Source organism: Jannaschia rubra (assembly GCF_001403735.1).
Taxonomy (GTDB): Bacteria; Pseudomonadota; Alphaproteobacteria; order Rhodobacterales; family Rhodobacteraceae; genus Jannaschia; species Jannaschia rubra.
The window spans coordinates 408179-424786 of the sequence record NZ_CXPG01000021.1 but is presented as its reverse complement, the minus strand read 5'-3'; the positions used below and the strand labels follow the sequence as shown (position 1 = coordinate 424786).

Sequence of the window (16608 nt, the reverse complement as noted above, 5' to 3'; positions counted from 1 at the left end):
TTCTGATCAGGATTGCGGTTGGGATTGGGCGTCAGCCGCCGGATCGGCGGGTGGCGGGGTGTAGGTCAGGCGCTTGGGCGCTGGCGCGACTGGGGCGCGGATCTTCGTCATCAGACGGCCGAGGTGAGGCTCCTCGACCTGATCCAGACGCCCCGAGCGGTCCTTGGCCGGAAAGCCCCAGGGGTTGATCGTCTGGCAGACGAAGGCGCGATAGGGATCGCCGCCACCGGCCTTCAGCTCCGCCATGGTGATCACCTCGTCGACGATCCCCGGCAGCTCCAACCCGGTCTTCGAGCCGTCGATCTGGGGCTGGAAAACCTTGCGATTGAAGTCGTCGAGCTTCTCGTCGAGGATCCCGACGAACCAGACGTTCTTGGCCCGCGTGTGCTGCAGATGCGTGAGCCAGCCGATCATCTCGCGGCCATGCAGCCCGTAGGCCCCGCGCACATCCGGCTTGCCGGTCTTCTCCGACAGCGCCTCGGGCTGGCCCTTGCACCAGCCGAAGCACAGCCGCCCCGCTACGGTGATCGAGTCCACGAAGATCGTGTCGTAGCGGTCGAGTGCTGTCGGATCGCCGAAGCGGTCGCAGACAGCCCTGTAGTGCGCCGGGCTGTAGGGCTGCTCGTCGCGCAAGGCCGGGTTCGGTCCGCCGATGAACACCGCGAAATCCCGGCATTCCGTCCAGGTTCGCGGCCGGATGCTGTCCCCCGCCCAGCCCTCGATGGCGAGATCGCCCGCCTCGAGATCCATGAACAGCGTGCGCTTGGGATCGAGGGTCCAGAGCAGTGACGTTTTGCCAATTCCGCTGACCCCGAAGATGCAGTCCTTGATGCCGCGTGGTTCGGCAAGCCGTTGATCAGCCGATATGCTTGGAAGTCCGGACATCGACATGCCTCCATGTTTTTCTGTTGAGAACCGAGCAGATGGCCGGGCGACTGACGCGGAGTTCATGGGCGATGCGGTATGTGGACAGGCCATCCTCCCGAAGCTGGAACGCCCGCCTGACCAGGTGTTCGTTCAGCTTGGCCTTCGGATTTTCGGCGCCGCGCAACAGCGGCGGCATGGATCCCCGATCCTTGCGGGCCATGTCGGCCAGATTGTCCTGCTGGGTGCCGACGAAGAGGTGATCGGGATTGACGCAGGCCGGGTTTTCGCAACGGTGGCAGATGACCTGTTCCGGGTTCAGCTGCACTGCGTTGAAGATCTCGAAGGACAGCCTGTGGGCCTTGATGTTTCCTTCGCCACGCCGTCCCCGGCCGATCACGCCGTAACCGTGTTCGTTCCTGGCACCCGTCCAATCCCAGCAGCCGGAATCGCAGAAGTGAACGTGCCGGATGAAACGCATGCCGATCGGCGTCTGCAGCTTGTCCGTCATTAATCGCCTCCCTGCGGGACGATCTCGATCTTCGGCGTCCCGGGCCGGACGGTACGCGCGGGCTCGAAACCGGCGCGGATCGCATCGGGCCAGGCGGCGTATTTGCGCTCGGGCACCTTGAAGGCGACGTCGACATACTGCGCGGGATCGTCCCCGGCGGCGCGGATGCGCTCGACCATGGCGGCGAGACGATCCTGATCCCAATCAACCCGCTTCGGCAGATCGGCGACCACGGTGAAATCTCCGTCGTCGAAGTGGATCGTGCCGGTGTCCTTGCGAGCGGCCTGCCGCTCCTCGGCGACGCGGGTAGCGTAGCGGACGGTCAGCGCGCCATCGAGGCGGGCCTTCGCGGCCTTGTCCCGCTTGATGCGCTCATCGACATCGCGCTGCAGGATGGCCAGCAGTTCGACGGGCAGCTGGGCTATGTCCTGCAGGCCGAGGCCCGGCAGGTCGTCGACGGTGGGGGTGTTCGCGGGGAACGGCATGTAAGGGTCTCCATGATCGGCAAAAAGGGATTGGAAGGCGGTCATCACGCGGCAGCCCGACCACTCGAACCGGTGGCGTGGTCGGGCTGCCCCTGCTCGGCGAGCAGAAGCGCGGACAGCGAGACGGCTGCGGCCTTCGGCTTGGGGCGGGCGACGGCGATGTAGGCGAACTGGTCGGGGCCCGTGCGCTCCTGCACCAGGTGCACGAGACCCTGTTCGGCTGCCCAGAAGGCGCGCGACCCGAGCCGGGCCAGTTCCGCGCGTTGCTGATCCGGGAGCCGGGCGAACATCGGGAAGATGTCGAGAACCAGAAAGCCGCGATGGTACTCCAGCCGGTCACCCGGCACGGCCTGCGCCACCCAGGCGCAGAACTCGATCTCGGTGAGCGGTCGGCGGGCGCGGACCGTGATGAAGTCGGTGGTGCCCATGAACATGATCTCCTCCTTTCGCCTCTACTCAGGCCGCCGCGAGATCGTCCCAGGCGGGACCGAGACCGTGGGCGGTGAGGACGTGACGGAGATCGGCGAGGCGGCGGTAGAGCGTGGACCGGCTCACGAAACCCTCGGCCGCGAGCGCGGTGACCGGGCGATGCGCCAGCGCCGCGCAGAAGCGGCGATCCTCGGCCGGGAGCCGCGCGAGGGCGGCCTGCAGGGCGTGGTGAAGTTCGGTGACGGCCGCCGCGCAACATGTCTGGCCGTGCCAGGCGGCAAGCCCGTCGTCCTCGGTCAGCGTGTCGCCGACCGGCTCGCGGGTTCCGGCCAGCGGCACCTCGAGCGAGAGCAGCGACCCACCCTGCGCACGGCGCTGGCGGTAGTGACGCATCGCGATGCGCGAGGACTGGTTGCGCAGGACGATGTTTGCGAAGGCGCCGATGCTCCCACGCCGCGCGTCGAAGCCAGGCAGGCGGCAGATCAGGTCGACCAGGAGGTCCTGACGGAGATCGTCATGATCGGCCGCGGGCAAGAACAGCTTGCGGCGCAGACGGCGCGCGGCGACATCGGCTTCAGCGATCAGCGTGGAAAGGTCGGCGGGGGTAATTGGTGGATGCATGGTGGGAGCCTCGGAACGTCATTGCTGTTGTTCCAAGACTGCCGGACCCACCGAGGCTTTCGGTGTGTTTGGCGTGTGCTTGTTGTGTGTGGATTGTGTGCGGAGGACTCAGTCCTCGACGGCCACCTCTGCGGGAGCGATGCCGAGGCGATAGCCGTAGCCACGCACGGTCACGATCAGGGCGTCGGCGGCCGCCCGCGACAGGCCGCATCCGACCAGAGCCTTGCGCAGATCCCGCACGATCTCGTTCGCCGGACGCCCGGTCTGCGCGTCGATGGCCTCCTTGCGTAGCACGGGGTCGCGCTGCCCGGCCTGTTCAGCGAAAAGCCGGATCAGTGCGAACATCTGCGGCGTGAGATCGAGGCGGCGTCCGTCGAACATTGCCGACTGGCGGCTCCGGCTCAGGACAAGGCGGGGCGCGGTGACGGCGATCAGCGAGAGTCGGTCAAGCGCAAGATGTTCCGTGCCGTGATCGTCCACCAGGACGCACTCGGTGAGCGAGCGGGCTTCGATACCGGCCGCACGCAACTGCAGTTCGGTTGCCGGGTCGAGTTCGATGGTGATGATGGTGATGGGTGCCGATCCAGCGGCCATCCTGGTCGCGAGGATGGTGGCAGGAGCCATCAGCACATTCGTGTCGCGGCAGAGAAAGACGCAGATACCCGTCGGCAACCGTCCCAGCAGCCACAGCCCGTCCGCAACGACGGTGGCTGCCGCCTGCAACCCGCCCGATGCCGCAATGGCCGAGATCAGCTTGTCGACATCGATCCCGAACCGGCGAAGGTCGTCCGGCTCCAGCATCTCGTCCGCCGCGACGTCGCGCGGACAGCAGGCTAGGAGTTGTTCTCCGACGTTACGGATCGGGCGTGCGTCGAGCCCGCAGTCGCGATGCGTGCAGACGGACCAGCTGTCGGCCTTCCGCTGCTCGATCAGAACCCGCGCCCGAAGCAGCCCTTCGACCTCCCGCTCGGGGAAGCGGCGCAGCGCCCGGCCGGAGACACTGGCCTCCGCTCCGCCGTTACTCAGCCGCTTCCACAACCAGGTCAGCATCGCGATCCTTTTCGAGCCCGTTGCGCGCGACCAGCGCGTGAATCGCCTTCTCGAACCTGGTGCGACGGAAGGCGAGCGTGCCGGGCGGCTTCAAACGCACGGTCACCTTGGCGGGCTGTTTCGCATCGCTCTTGAAAAACACCCGGAACGTGATTTCTCCCAGACGCCACCCGCGGCCGAACCGCACCTCGCTTGCCTTGAAATGCCGGAGTGCCGCGCCGGATGCGTCCTTCGATTCCCAACTGCGTATATAGCGCCATGCGCCATCCTCGTCCTCGGCGAAGAAATCGGCCGCTGCCGCCACGATCCGAACCTCGAGGATCCTCTCGTCGAACGCATGCTGGAATGCGAAGTCCGGGCCGAAAGCCGTGATGGGATCGAGGGTGTAGAGATCGCGCGCGTCCTTGCCGGCGAAGAAACCGGGTCGCCCGAGGATGTGTTCGGCGAAGATCGCCGCCACTTCGGCCTGCTGCGCCCTTGGCACTCCGCCGATGCGCAGGAGCCCTTCGTTCGGTGCGTAGCGCAGCGCCGCATATTTCACCGCGCGCAGGGTGATGATCTGTTCGCGGTCGCCGGCCACGACCGGCGTGGTCGTGACAGGCGCGCCATGGCTGACGACGAGGTTGATTTCGCCATCTTCCTCGTACGGGCCGAGACGGCAGTAATCGCCCTGCAGATCCTGCGCGAACAGCTTGACGATGGCGGCCTTGAATGCCGCCGACGCTTCCTCCGTCAGATCGGCCCCGACATCGCGCTCCGGACCGCGAAACTCCGCCATTGCGGTCGGCGCCCTCAGCGCCTGGAAATCGGCCGCAGCCTCGAAGATCTGATGATGATGCAGGTAGGCGTGCAGCGCCACATGCTTGGCCTCGTGCTTCACCGGCGCGGACCCGGCATCTTCCGCGTCGGTCGCGGGAAAGAGGATCACGCTGCGGCGGCGCGCCTCGTTCAGGATGAGTTGCATCCCTTCGCCCGTTCCGAGTTCGGCGACCCGATGAAGATCCGCGATCAGCCCTTCCGACCAGTCGGTGATCGGCGTCGCGAAATACTCCGCCATCCGCTTGCGAACTTCGGCAATGTCACCGTCGAATGCGAGGGGAAGCTTATCTTCCTTGAAATGACGCGCGAAGAGATCGCGCATGAGCACGACATCGATGCTGTTGAGAAACTTCGGATTGACGAATTTCTTGATGTCGGAGCCCAACGGAATCCCTTTCCTTTCAAGCTTGATTGTTCCCTCTATGTTCTATCATTCCGAACAACCCTGAGTCGAGTCCGGATGGGCGCGGTCCGTGCACTTCCAGCGGCCGTGGGACGGTTCGCGATCACGGTGAGTAGAGGCCAGAGGAGACGACCGCTCCGAGGCCCGCATGAAACGCCCCAATCCGCTCCCGCCCGACCAGATGACGCCCGCAGAGCGCCGCACTGAGCTGTGCGGCCTGCTGGCGCTCGGGCTGGTTCGGCTGCGCATGCGGGAGAAGGGCGAAGTATCTGACGAGACTGGAGAACGTTGCCTACACTATCCGCCCGACCAATGCCGTCATGCAACTCCAACTCACCGGAGAACTGCATGATGACTCACGATCCCATCCCCGCGCGCCTGGCCGCGCTGAAGACCGCGACGACGCCGGAGCTGAAGGCGCAATGGCGCGACTTGTTCGACAGCGAGCCGCTGCCGTTCAACCGCCGCTACCTCGAGTCCCGCCTGGCATACCGCATCCAGGAACTTGTCTACGGCGGGCTGAAGCCCGAGACGATCCGGCACCTCGAACGGCTGGGCGAGGAACTGGACGGCGCCGACAGGAAGAAGCGCGGCATGCGCGCCGACCGTGACCGCCCGATCACCGGCACGCGGCTGCTGCGCGAATGGCAGGGTGTCGAGCAGGTCGTCACCGTCACCACCGACGGCTTCGAGTGGCAAGGTCGGCCGTACAAGTCGCTGTCCGCCATCGCCCGCGCGATTATCGGCACGCGCTGGAACGGCTGGGTATTCTTCGGGCTCAAGAACCACAGGGGGCGGACATGACGAAGCCGCCCGAGAAATCGAAGGTCGTCCGCAAGCTGCGCTGTGCGGTCTACACCCGAAAATCCTCCGAGGAAGGGCTGGAACAGGAATTCAACAGCCTGCACGCCCAGCGCGAGGCATGCGAAGCCTACATCGCCAGTCAGCGGTCCGAGGGATGGGTGCTGGTCCGCGATCAGTATGACGACGGCGGCATCTCGGGCGGCACGCTGGAACGACCCGGCCTGAAGCGGCTGCTGGAGGACATCGAGGACGGGCTGGTCGACGTGGTGGTGGTCTACAAGATCGACCGTCTCAGCCGCTCGCTCGCCGATTTCGCCAAGCTGGTGGAGGTGTTCGACCGGAACGGGGTGACCTTCGTCTCCGTCACCCAGTCGTTCAACACGACCACCTCCATGGGCCGACTAACGCTGAACATCCTGCTGTCGTTCGCGCAGTTCGAGCGCGAGGTCACGGCCGAGCGCATCCGCGACAAGGTCGCCGCCAGTCGGAAGAAGGGCATGTGGATGGGGGGCGTGCCGCCCTACGGCTACCGGGTGGAAAACCGCAAACTGCTGGTGGACGAGGAAGCCGCCGCGCACGTCCGCTGGATCTTCGCCCACTTCCTCGAGATCGGGTCGGGCACGGAGGTGGCGAGAGAGATCACGAAACTCGGCATCCGGACGCCGCGCGGCAACCGGATCGACAAGAAATACATCTACCGGATGCTGAGCAACCGCGCCTACATCGGCGAGGCGGTGCACAAGGGCGACAGCTACCCCGGCGAGCACGACGCCATCATCGACCGCGAGACGTGGGACAAGGTTCACACCATCCTGCAGGAGAGCCCGCGCGAGCGCGCCGCGCGCACCCGCTCGGACACGCCCGCGCTGCTGAAGAGGCTACTGTTCGGCCCAGATGGCGCGGCCTTCTCGCCGACGCATACCCGCAAGGGCGACAGGCTCTACCGCTACTATGTCAGCCAGACGGTGCTGAAGCATGGCGGTGGGTCGTGCCCGGTCGGCCGCGTGCCCGCAGGCGAGATCGAGGCCGCCGTCATCGATCAACTCCGCGTCGTGTTCCGCCAGCCCGAGATCGTCGCGGGGACCTGCAAGGCCGCGCGCGCCCATGCCGCCAACATCACCGAAGCCGACGCATGCACCGCACTGCAGCAGCTCGACCAATTGTGGGACGAACTGTTCCCCGCCGAGCAGGCGCGCATCGTGGCGCTGCTGGTCGAGCGCGTCGATATCGGAACCGAGGGGTTCAACGTCAGACTCCGTGTTGATGGCCTCGGCGGTCTCGCGCGCGAAATGCTGGCGGAAGACATGGTGGCGGCCGCATGACCCGCGGCACCCAGATTTCCGAAACCATGACGCTCCATGTCCCGTTCCGCATCGTGAAACGTGGCGGCCGCAAGGAGATGCGACTGCCCGAAGGAGCCGCGCAGCCGCGGCGCACAGACAGCGCGCTGGTCAAGGCGCTGGCGCGCGCGTTTCGGTGGAAGCGTATGCTGGAGTCGGGCGAGTTCGCCACCATCGCCGAACTGGCCGAGCGCGAGGGGATCGCGCCCTCCTACATGACCCGCGTCCTTCGTATGACGCTGCTTGCGCCGGACATCGTCAAGGCGATCCTGGACGGGAAGCAGGGGCCGGAGGTTACGCTGGCGCGGGTGCTGGAGCCATTTCCAGTGGAGTGGAGGGAGCAAAAAACTGGCAAAGTCACAAAGACCGCACTGCAAGAGAGACCTGAAAAAAGTTAGGCATCACACCCACCGGACTACGAGATTGGGCCATACAAACTCGATAATCGAGCATTGGCATGACTATGAATTCCTGCGCGTGAGCTAGTCAGAGAGCCGACCTTGCATTGACTGAATGGTAATCGCTAGTTTCCACTAGGTCTTCGTCATCATCTGGTGACAAAATGGTTAGGCTCCATTGTCCTGTTGCACTATCGAACATCGCTTCGAGAGCCTGCAAAGCACCTGATATAACTGGCTTGTCGATCCTCCTGCCAATTCGGCTCTCGACCAATCCAGTAATTCTCTCAAGAGTAAGTGGGGTGCCGGCTCCTTCAAGGACGGCCGAAACCGCGTGACCGATCGTTTCGCGCCTTGGGTTGCCCCATTGCGCGAGATAAACATATCGACCCTGCGCGATTTTTAACCGATCGTCCTGTGAGGCAATTGATAGAAATGCATCGGTCGGACAGTCTAGTAGGGGAAGAACACCGGACAGTTCGCTTCCATGAATGCCTGATTGCTTCTCTTCAAGCAGGCGTACGAGCTGCTCGATAAGCTCGCGTTGTTCTTCACGAGAAAAAGGCACGTCCCTGTCGTTTATGCCCCACAAGCCGGGCTGCACCCGAATAAGAGGATCTACAAGGGAAATCTGGAAAAACTCGTTGACGCCCCTCACAGCGGTAAGGCGTTCCTTTATCTCGCTGGTGTTCAGCGGGCAGCCTGCCGACTGAACGATCGCGACGACAGCCTGATGAACGTCGATACGGGATTGATCTTCGGTGTCAACGCCGGCTGCGATCCAAGTCATCTTTCCCAGAGGCCTAAGCATGCTCGATTTCAAGAGTGCGATATCCAGCAGATACTTGTCCAGGCTCTCAATACCTCCATCCATACGCTCCGATATCTCTGATAAGATCTCCGAAGTGTGCCATTGTCTACCAGGTGCTTCGGAGCAAACGATATCTTCGGCTTCAGTGCGAACATGAGTGATCTGTTCGTCGGATAGCGGCACATGCCGTGCAAGTCCGTAAGTCCCGCGCGCGAACAAGAAACCTATGTTTGCGGCAGCGCTATGCGCCCTTCTAACATCCAGGCTTCTTCCATCCCGCATTTTTGCGCGCTCGGCAATTTCCGTGTAGTGCAGCGGTGTATCAGACTCGGCTAGAATTGCTTCAACCACTTGATCCGCCCCGCGACCATAACTGGTGAGAACGCGCAAACCGTCCGGGCTGGTGCTGAAGTGGCAGAGCCGGGACGATTTATCCCACAGTATCGTCCCGAATTCTTTTGCGTTGTCTGGCAGTAAGCCGTGCACCAGCGAGCGGGCGTAGTCTTCACTCCATTCCCTTCCCGCTCCAGAGGACAACAGCCCGGAGGCCTCAGAAACCGTGCGCCCCCAAATCTCCTGCGCCATGAGGCTGAAGTAGTAAAGGCCATCGATGTGAAGCGTATGAATGCGGTCACTGCATACGGTCTGCACCAAGTTTCTAAAAAACACCCTGTGTACCGATACACCTTCAAACCACGCGTCTATGGCTTCTATGCCAGCAACCGGGAGGGGAAAGCTTCGGCCGATCATGAGTTGGGAGATCTTCTGTTCGAGTATGTCATCCCAGGATGACTCGCGGATCCACCTCTTGGTAGCGCTCGCCTCGATCTGCCTTATGCGCTCGCGCGTTAAGCCGTAGTCGTCCGCAACTTCCTGTAGTGTCTCCGGGGTTGTTTCGAAGCCAAGGCGGCGTATCAGCACGTCGCGCTCGCGGACGGAAAATGTGAGCAGCGACCTCCGCACCTCTGTCAGAAAATGGCTTGATTCAGGAAGAGATTCCGCTGTCGCCATCCGAGGCGGACCATCGTTAAGAGCGACGAGCAATGCTTGTAACGTATCTCCCAATGATTTTCGCCCGAAGTTCTTTTGGTTCAAAAGAGCCTCGATCGAAAACTCGGCGAGATCGCGCACCGTCTCAATGCCGCTGACCTGGAAGACGTTGGCGGCCCGCACAGGCAAATTCAAGGAGATCAGATTCCGCGCTGCCAGCCACGGCGGCGCGGCGCAGGCAAGTTTGCAGGGGTCATCGCAATTCGCGCCAACGATGTGATGTAGGCGAAACCGCCCAGTGCGGTGACGAACGTTTCGTTCCAGTTCCACTTCTCGGTCAAGATAAGTACTGTCGTCGAATATTCCGTGCTCCGACAACTCTTGTGCATCCGTAGGATGCTGGTTCAGAAACGAAGCAACCCAACCCTGCGGTTCACGGGACGCGGCTTCCGCGTGTGGCGGTTCAATATGGCCTGTTCCCGCTGTCGGGTCTTCAAGTTTGTATCCCCAGCCTTGCAACCCGATGAACACGTCCGTGTTCTCTGCAGTGCCTACTGGGGCAGCGGACGAAATGAACGTGGTCGGCACGACATGCTTCGCCGCTGTGGTCAGAAGCAGGCGACCAGGATACGCATCTACGACTTCATTAAAGCTATGCGATGGCGGGCGATCGAAGCCAACGTGCAGCACGGCCACGTCCAAGTTCGGCTCCTTCCGCGCTCTCCATGTGCGTACGACGGTACCGAGGTCGCGGCAAACCGTGACTGTCCAAGTTCCGTCAATCGAACGCACCATGAGGAAGGCACGAAGGGGAGCCTCCGTCATGTATCGGCGGCCTCCTTTTCGCCTGCAAGGTCGAGCAAGCTAACAAAGTCAAGACTGCCGACCTCCGCCTGGGCAGAAAGTTCGTTCACGCCCCATTCCGCAAGTCGCTCAGCCATTTTGTATATCGAAGCACCCTGAACCCGATCTCCCATCAGCGCTTCGATTGAGCGCTTAAGGGATTGGTCGGGATCAACGGTCCCTACGTTAAAGATCGTTGTTCGCTTCTGGACTTCGGGCGGCTCAACTCCCTGCGCAAGCGCAAGTCCTATGGCAAAGCGATATCCATCGAGGAGATCTCGGAATTGCCGTTCCTCCTGGAGTCGCTTCAGCTTTTCGTGAGCGCCCTCCGACAGGCCGATTGTGGTAGGTTCCGCAATGCTCAAAGTGTGGTCCTTTCCAGCCGCGATTGTGTGGAGCTGATCTCCCTGATCTCGTATACAGCGCCAATTCTTTCGGCGATGATGGCAAGATCTGTTTCCTTCCTGATCTCGCCACTATGAACCAGCAGCACGAACTGGCTCGTTACCGAAGGCAAGTAGCTGAGAATGTTGTCGCGGTGATTCAGGTCGAGGCGGCCGAACGGCGTATCCATGATTACTGGTCCGGCGGCGCGCCCGGTCCGGTTCAGACCGTCGATGAGGGACAGCGCCACGATCTGTTCCGCGCCTGCGCTTCGCACGGCTACGTGACGACCGGACGGATCGACGATCTGCAGGCCATAATTCTCGTTGATCGCAAGACCGCGATAACTTTTTTGTGTGGTCATATGTTTGAAAGCGTCGTTCGCACGTTCTTCGACACGTTTGCGTAACTTGCTTCTTAGCTGCTCAATGCTCTCAGAAAACACCCTTTCAAGATCGGAGCAGAGCGATACCTTGCGCGTACTGCGCTGCGTGCGATCCTTGGTCAGGCCCTCGATTGCCTTCTGCGAAACTGCAAGTTCGTCTACCAGTTTCTTGCGCTCGGAGTTCTGGTCCTGAATGTCGCCCTGCAAACGACCTTCTTCCTTAATTTTTTCGCTCAGCAATACTCTCTTACGTGCAATCTCCGCCGTATCGTATCCAGCGATCTCGTCGCGCAGCCTTTCTATGTCATTTTCGATCTGCGTCAGGCGCACGTTATAGCCCTGGAGATCTTTTTCTACCTGCCTGAGCCGGTCTTTGGCATTAATGCCTCGGATTTTCGACAGCGCGTCGAGCTGCCCCGATATGTCCTGTAGCGCGGAGCTGCTGTCATCAATGGATCGCAAGTCAGTCTCGGCCTTGCCCAATGCCTGACCAATCTGAAACCGCCGTTCGTCACTCAATTCTTGCTCACAGGTCGGACATTCTCGCGTGTCAAGCAACTGCTTCAGATCGGAGACTTTCTGCGCTAGGGCGCTTCGCTTCTTGATCGAGTCAACCAACTCTCTACGCCGCCTTTCGAGCTGGTCGCGCCTAATCTGGAGCTGCCCATCGATCAGATCTTTCCACGCCCCAGAAATTAGATCGAGCCGCTCCCCTTCCTTCCTGTCGCAATCATCAATCACAACCTTTCGCTCTCCGACTTTTGCGTCCAACGTCGCTTTTGCGCTGATCACAGACTGTGCCGCTTCAACTTCGTCGTCGAGCGCGGTGCGTTCTTCACGAACTTTCTTCAGTCTTAAATTCAAATCCTCAAGGTCTCGGTCGATTGCATCAATCTTTCCGGTCAACTCCGCGTGCCGTTCCGCTTGTTTTTCGAGTCCGGCAATCTGCTTAAGATCGGAGTTCTGCCGCTTTTGCGCCTGCTTAAGGATTGTCTGAATATCAACACGACCATTTGTAAGCGCTGGCACGCCAAGCACCTGCTCAATGGCTTCTTTTATTTGCTGGCCTTGCTGGCTATCTTCGATCAGCAGCGTTTCATATTCTTGTAGTAATTCCCCATCAAATAAGAAGAAACGCGATATTTGCTTTGGCGCAATCAATCCAATCTCGGCTTCAACTTGGTCCCCAGATACCGCGGAGCCATCGCGAGTTAGGTGAATCGACCGAATGAAGTCTTCAGGTCTGGAAGGTTTGGCGACCATGTTTCTGCGCTCGGCAACCCGGCGCAGATCATATGCATGGCCGTTAGCGTCGAACTTGACGTGAACTTCCACCCTCCAATCGTCCACCAAGGCCGCGTCCTTGTTGACGATCTCCTGCAGCGGGATTGGCCGCGAGTGGCGGCCTAGTGCTTCACCATAGAAGGCCCAGCGCATTGCGTTCAGGATGCTTGTCTTGCCGCGCATGTTGTCGCCGAAGACAATCATGACGTTGCGCTGCTCGTCCTGCGGAAACGCCAGTTCCATCTCGCCTTTGTAGGGCATGAAATTTCGGGCTCTGAGACTATGAAGCTTCATCCTGTCAGGCCCCGCCCTCGGTTTGCTTTACATCGGTTTTTTCGACACGGTCCTCGATGAGGCGGTCCATTGCCTGTGTGGACAGCGTCCTATCATGATTAAATTGGTACTTCTTTTGGATCGCGAAGCACGCTTCCAGAAAATCATCGTCCAAATCGAGGCCCAGCTGAGCTTTCACGGCAAGAAGCGTTTCCAGGCCAAGTTCATTATCATCCGACATCAGGCTTCCTCCTCGTCCTCCTCAAGCCCGCTGTTGAGCAGGCCCTCGGGGTCAATACCCATACTGGTCGCAATATCGCGGAGTTCGGCACCAGCGCCCTTGTTGATCGCGTGGTCGGCAAACTCAATCGCCCGCACCAGTTCCGACTTCAGCAAGCTGATTTGATCGGGCTCGTCTTCGGCGCTGACCGGTACGACTATGGCATCATGGAGGACTGCGACCTGTTTGTCAGGTGCGCGCCGCAGGACGCGGCCACGGCGTTGAATGAACTGGCGCGGATTCTGCGATGACGCGAGAATGAGGGCGTGGGATACGTCCGGGATGTCAACGCCCTCATCGAGACAGCGGATGGACACCAAGATGCCACCGAAGGAGCGGAACCATAACATTGTGGCGGCGCGATCCCCGTCCATCTTCGAATGATATTCGACAGGGTCCATACCCTCTTGTCGCAATATAGTGAGAACTTGCGCGAGCTGGTCAGCGTCTTCGCAATAAACGAGCCAGCTTTGCCCCTTCTCGAAATGCGCTTTGAGCACATCGCATGCGAGCCGAACCTTGGACGCAGCCTTTTTGGCAATTCGGGACCTTTGTATAAGCAGCATCTTTGCCTTGTCGGAAAGAGGGCGTGCGCCCGCTTCGTCTGCTTTCTGCTGCACTATCTCGCGCCGTATCCGATCGGTATAGTTTCGCCAAGCGTCCGCTTCGTCAGCGGTTAAGTTGAGCGCATGCGGCTGATACTCGTATGGAACAAGACGGCCAGCCTCGATTGCGTCCGCTAAGGTTATTGGCGGGGGTATGACACCGCCGAAATACTCAAATATCTGCCGGGTGCCTTCAGGGTCGCCGTAGCGAATGGGCGTTGCGCTTAGCCCAAGCCTCGACCCGGCATTGAGCGTCATGATGCGGGCGTGCTGCGGACTACCGATCTGGTGCACTTCGTCTGCGACCAGTAGGAGATGTTCGCCGTCGATAACCGCATGGCGGAATGCGTCCATGGAGGCGGTTTGCATGGTGGTAAGAACGATTCGGCCGCCATGCGCCGTATCGGCGCCCGTCATGCCCTTGAGACGATGGGGCGCCCGCCATGCGTTGTTCCCGCCGCCGGCAAGTAACAACGCCGCTTCCGGAATTTCGTCCCTTATCTCGGAGGCCCATTGGTCAAGTAGCAGTCTACTCGGCACAACCACCAACGTCGGCTTTCCGCACTCTGCCTGGCGGCGAATTGCCATCAACGCTGTGAATGTTTTGCCGCTACCAGTGGCATGTTCAAAGATCCCCCTTCCGCCCCGAGACAACCATTCACTCACGGCTGCATCCTGGTGAGGTAGCGGTGTCCGCCGCTTTTCATGGGACGTTGCGTCTTTCGGATCCACGGCGTCCAAGTCCTTAAATGCTGCCTTCTTGAGATGAGCCACCACTCCATCTGGAAACGAAAATACCTCGATATCCGGATCGTCCTCGGACCACAGCGCATCGAAGTGTGCCGTGTGGTTTCTGACGCGCTCCGCTTCCAATCCCTCTCGCCAACTGCAGAATACTTCTACAGACTCGAAGTTTCCCTGCCGATGCCATCCGCTCCAAGTTTCATTGGCTGAACCCTTGAAGCTGACAGAATTGCCGATACCATCCAGAAAAATGCCGATCTTCTCGTGATATAGGCCCTTCCGGTCGGCGCGAACGGCGACTTTGATCTCCAAAGCGCCGAGCGAAACGAGTGTAGCTAGAAGTCGCGTATTGAAAGCTGTTTCTTCGGAAGACATTAAGAAGTCGATTTGTTGTGTCAGCCTTTGAGCTATAACTTCGCTCTTTCTGGCATATCCAAGGGCAATACTGTCGACATCTTCCTCAGACATCTCAGGGGAGCAAATAAGTTCAGTCCGACCTCCACGGCGAGCGAATTCAATAGATGACGCACCTATCACGTTATAAACTGTTGATCGAAAGTACCCGACCGCTCGCTTGTAGATAATGGAGTTCAGCAGACACGGCCTGTAGAAATCTCTGACAGGATTTTCCTTTAGGGAGCGGTACTCTGTCTTAAGGTCGAGCACCGTTAGATCCCCCAGAAACGGTCGCGCATCGCGCATTGCGCCATCGCTGCTCACTCGCGCCCGTTCTTCATCTCTTGGCTGCGACATATTCAGCATCTATTTCAGAAGCATCTCAGAGGACGATGCAGTCGGCGGCGCTTTAGCATTATAACTCCGGTCGCCTAGTTCCTCGTTCTGCTCGATCTCGTTGACCTCAAGTCCTTCGCAGGTCGATGTGAGTGCCGTGGGGTCGAAGCGTCCGATGGAGTGGGCGGCATAATTCCAGTCTGCCTCAATGGAGAGCCATCGCCGGCCTAGGTCCTGCGCAACTGCCCCCGTCGTGTTGCTTCCCGCGAACGGGTCAAGCACAACATCGCCTTCGTCAGTCAGGAACTTGACAAAGAACTCGACGAGTGTGGAAGGCATTCGGGCTGGATGAATTGGAGCACCCCGTTCTAGGCAGAATTTGCGATAGCAGTCGCTAGACAGAGTATTGGCTGCCTTGAGTAGATTAGCGGTTTGTTCAAGGTACTCTGCGAAACCCTTCGGAGTGATGACACCGTCCATGGAGGGTAGCGCGTCCACGCCACCGACATTGGGCGGAATTGCACCATTGTTGTTGGCTTTGAAGCTTTCGGCGCCGATATGATGCTCTGATGGGCGCACGCCGGCGTTGTACTTGCCGGTCTCGATGAGGCGCTTCATGCTCGGACTGTATTCCCGCAGTACCTTCCGGTTGTCCGCCTTCGGGCGTGGGGTCGGCGACATCCACCATATACGGGTGAATGCGTCCTTGACCCTTGAACGCTCCTTGTTGACCCACTCGATCGGCGACGGCAGCCTCGCCGGGTTATACCAGATAAACTCCTGACACAGGTGCAGATCGCCCTTCTTGAGGAACCGCAAGAACGCCTCGAGCACGTGGGTGGACATGGTCGGTTGACCTGGCATCCACGCGTTGCCGATTTCGATGACGATGGAACCGTCCTCGGTCACCATGTCACGAAGGAGGGGGGCGAACTTGGCGAACCACCGGACGTAGTCTTCACCCTGCAGGTTTCCGTAGCTCTTCTTCGTATTCAGGGGGAACGGTGGCGAAGTAAACGCTAGTTGTACCATACCCTTGTGTACCGAAAACGGCTTGCTACCGAGCACCTTCAGAGAGTCGCCGCAATAGGCCGAACCCAAGTTGGTTTGGTAGATGGGCGACGATGCCCGGCGCCCCTCTCTGAGAGCCTCGGCCACTGCAACGTCGTGCGTTTCCCCCCATGCCGGCATATCTTGAATCTGTCTCTCTAAAGGTCTGGTCCACGATATCTACGGTTCCAGCTGCCGTAAACACCGAAATCTAGGGGCTAACGTTGTCTCCACGCCGACAGTTCGCTCTCACAGGCGAGCTTGGAATCCAATGGACGCCGTCGACAGAGAACTTCCGAACCCGGTCGCGGCAGACGCAAACGCGACTCCAATCCAAGCAATTTCGGACGCTGGATTTTCTTGCTATCTTACAAGGGCTTATAAGAAATTCACCAAACGGGCGCAGTCATGAGGTCCGGAGAATATCGGCCCGGAGAGACCGCTTCCGGGCCTCCTGGCAGCAGGGGCAGTGCTCAGCCCCACCCGCATAACCCTCGAATACA

At 60.2% G+C, this 16608-nt stretch carries 16 protein-coding genes; 3 read left to right on the top strand and 13 right to left on the bottom strand.

What is annotated here, in order from left to right; all coding sequences use genetic code 11:
- Nucleotides 1–6: 6 nt before the first annotated feature.
- From JAN5088_RS15635 to JAN5088_RS15605, 7 genes are all read right to left on the bottom strand, one after another.
- Nucleotides 7–885, bottom strand: coding sequence for an ATP-binding protein (locus tag JAN5088_RS15635; RefSeq protein WP_055683817.1), 879 nt, complete (start codon nucleotides 883–885; stop codon nucleotides 7–9).
- Complete coding sequence (locus tag JAN5088_RS15630) at nucleotides 857–1375, bottom strand: HNH endonuclease (protein ID WP_055683740.1); 519 nt, start codon at nucleotides 1373–1375, stop codon at nucleotides 857–859. Before JAN5088_RS15630 ends, JAN5088_RS15635 begins: the two co-directional genes overlap by 29 nt.
- Nucleotides 1375–1860, bottom strand: a complete 486-nt coding sequence (locus JAN5088_RS15625) for a hypothetical protein (RefSeq protein WP_055683816.1) — start codon at nucleotides 1858–1860, stop codon at nucleotides 1375–1377. Before JAN5088_RS15625 ends, JAN5088_RS15630 begins: the two co-directional genes overlap by 1 nt.
- A gap of 44 nt (nucleotides 1861–1904) precedes the next feature.
- Nucleotides 1905–2294 (bottom strand): hypothetical protein, encoded by a 390-nt coding sequence (locus tag JAN5088_RS15620; RefSeq protein ID WP_177220080.1) that lies wholly within the window; start codon nucleotides 2292–2294, stop codon nucleotides 1905–1907.
- Between the two features lie 22 nt (nucleotides 2295–2316).
- Nucleotides 2317–2910, bottom strand: a complete 594-nt coding sequence (locus JAN5088_RS15615; protein ID WP_055683739.1) for a sigma-70 RNA polymerase sigma factor region 4 domain-containing protein — start codon at nucleotides 2908–2910, stop codon at nucleotides 2317–2319.
- 108 nt (nucleotides 2911–3018) lie between these two features.
- Complete coding sequence (locus JAN5088_RS15610; RefSeq protein WP_074962675.1) at nucleotides 3019–3960, bottom strand: helix-turn-helix domain-containing protein; 942 nt, start codon at nucleotides 3958–3960, stop codon at nucleotides 3019–3021.
- Nucleotides 3929–5164, bottom strand: a complete 1236-nt coding sequence (locus tag JAN5088_RS15605; protein WP_055683737.1) for a hypothetical protein — start codon at nucleotides 5162–5164, stop codon at nucleotides 3929–3931. The genes JAN5088_RS15610 and JAN5088_RS15605 overlap by 32 nt, the downstream gene beginning before the upstream one ends.
- Before the next feature lie 366 nt (nucleotides 5165–5530).
- Here JAN5088_RS15605 and JAN5088_RS15600 point away from each other — a divergent pair, with 366 nt between their 5' ends.
- The 3 genes from JAN5088_RS15600 to JAN5088_RS15590 are packed head-to-tail and all read left to right on the top strand — an operon-like array spanning nucleotide 5531 to nucleotide 7724.
- Nucleotides 5531–5986 carry a DUF2924 domain-containing protein gene (locus tag JAN5088_RS15600; protein WP_055683736.1) on the top strand — a complete coding sequence of 152 codons (456 nt, stop codon included), beginning with the start codon at nucleotides 5531–5533 and terminating at the stop codon, nucleotides 5984–5986.
- Nucleotides 5983–7308 (top strand): recombinase family protein, encoded by a 1326-nt coding sequence (locus JAN5088_RS15595; RefSeq protein WP_055683735.1) that lies wholly within the window; start codon nucleotides 5983–5985, stop codon nucleotides 7306–7308. Before JAN5088_RS15600 ends, JAN5088_RS15595 begins: the two co-directional genes overlap by 4 nt.
- Nucleotides 7305–7724, top strand: a complete 420-nt coding sequence (locus JAN5088_RS15590) for a hypothetical protein (RefSeq protein ID WP_055683734.1) — start codon at nucleotides 7305–7307, stop codon at nucleotides 7722–7724. The genes JAN5088_RS15595 and JAN5088_RS15590 overlap by 4 nt, the downstream gene beginning before the upstream one ends.
- An 88-nt stretch (nucleotides 7725–7812) precedes the next feature.
- Here JAN5088_RS15590 and JAN5088_RS18395 read toward each other — a convergent pair whose 3' ends face one another.
- From JAN5088_RS18395 to JAN5088_RS15560, 6 genes are all read right to left on the bottom strand, one after another.
- Nucleotides 7813–10221: a DNA-directed RNA polymerase subunit alpha C-terminal domain-containing protein gene (locus tag JAN5088_RS18395; RefSeq protein WP_233489823.1), complete on the bottom strand. Its 2409-nt coding sequence runs from the start codon at nucleotides 10219–10221 to the stop codon at nucleotides 7813–7815.
- A 125-nt stretch (nucleotides 10222–10346) separates the two neighbouring features.
- Nucleotides 10347–10733: a hypothetical protein gene (locus JAN5088_RS15580; RefSeq protein ID WP_055683732.1), complete on the bottom strand. Its 387-nt coding sequence runs from the start codon at nucleotides 10731–10733 to the stop codon at nucleotides 10347–10349.
- Nucleotides 10730–12715 (bottom strand): AAA family ATPase, encoded by a 1986-nt coding sequence (locus tag JAN5088_RS15575; RefSeq protein WP_082430044.1) that lies wholly within the window; start codon nucleotides 12713–12715, stop codon nucleotides 10730–10732. Before JAN5088_RS15575 ends, JAN5088_RS15580 begins: the two co-directional genes overlap by 4 nt.
- Nucleotides 12716–12719: 4 nt before the next feature.
- A complete protein-coding gene (locus JAN5088_RS15570; RefSeq protein ID WP_055683730.1) occupies nucleotides 12720–12935 on the bottom strand; it encodes a DNA modification system-associated small protein in 216 nt (71 codons plus the stop codon).
- Nucleotides 12935–15085 (bottom strand): DEAD/DEAH box helicase family protein, encoded by a 2151-nt coding sequence (locus tag JAN5088_RS18390; protein WP_082430043.1) that lies wholly within the window; start codon nucleotides 15083–15085, stop codon nucleotides 12935–12937. Before JAN5088_RS18390 ends, JAN5088_RS15570 begins: the two co-directional genes overlap by 1 nt.
- Nucleotides 15086–16213, bottom strand: coding sequence for a DNA-methyltransferase (locus tag JAN5088_RS15560; protein ID WP_199502159.1), 1128 nt, complete (start codon nucleotides 16211–16213; stop codon nucleotides 15086–15088).
- Nucleotides 16214–16608 lie beyond the last annotated feature (395 nt).

What these genes read in the sequence shown, in the direction of transcription:
- JAN5088_RS15595 (WP_055683735.1), top strand. Translation starts at nt 5,983, where the DNA reads ATGACGAAGCCGCCCGAGAAATCGAAGGTCGTCCGCAAGCTGCGCTGT.
- JAN5088_RS15600 (WP_055683736.1), top strand. Translation starts at nt 5,531, where the DNA reads ATGATGACTCACGATCCCATCCCCGCGCGCCTGGCCGCGCTGAAGACC.
- JAN5088_RS15590 (WP_055683734.1), top strand. Translation starts at nt 7,305, where the DNA reads ATGACCCGCGGCACCCAGATTTCCGAAACCATGACGCTCCATGTCCCG.
- JAN5088_RS15635 (WP_055683817.1), bottom strand. Translation starts at nt 885, where the DNA reads ATGTCCGGACTTCCAAGCATATCGGCTGATCAACGGCTTGCCGAACCA.
- JAN5088_RS15615 (WP_055683739.1), bottom strand. Translation starts at nt 2,910, where the DNA reads ATGCATCCACCAATTACCCCCGCCGACCTTTCCACGCTGATCGCTGAA.
- JAN5088_RS15575 (WP_082430044.1), bottom strand. Translation starts at nt 12,715, where the DNA reads ATGAAGCTTCATAGTCTCAGAGCCCGAAATTTCATGCCCTACAAAGGC.
- JAN5088_RS15625 (WP_055683816.1), bottom strand. Translation starts at nt 1,860, where the DNA reads ATGCCGTTCCCCGCGAACACCCCCACCGTCGACGACCTGCCGGGCCTC.
- JAN5088_RS15570 (WP_055683730.1), bottom strand. Translation starts at nt 12,935, where the DNA reads ATGTCGGATGATAATGAACTTGGCCTGGAAACGCTTCTTGCCGTGAAA.
- JAN5088_RS15630 (WP_055683740.1), bottom strand. Translation starts at nt 1,375, where the DNA reads ATGACGGACAAGCTGCAGACGCCGATCGGCATGCGTTTCATCCGGCAC.
- JAN5088_RS15620 (WP_177220080.1), bottom strand. Translation starts at nt 2,294, where the DNA reads ATGTTCATGGGCACCACCGACTTCATCACGGTCCGCGCCCGCCGACCG.
- JAN5088_RS18390 (WP_082430043.1), bottom strand. Translation starts at nt 15,085, where the DNA reads ATGCTGAATATGTCGCAGCCAAGAGATGAAGAACGGGCGCGAGTGAGC.
- JAN5088_RS15610 (WP_074962675.1), bottom strand. Translation starts at nt 3,960, where the DNA reads ATGCTGACCTGGTTGTGGAAGCGGCTGAGTAACGGCGGAGCGGAGGCC.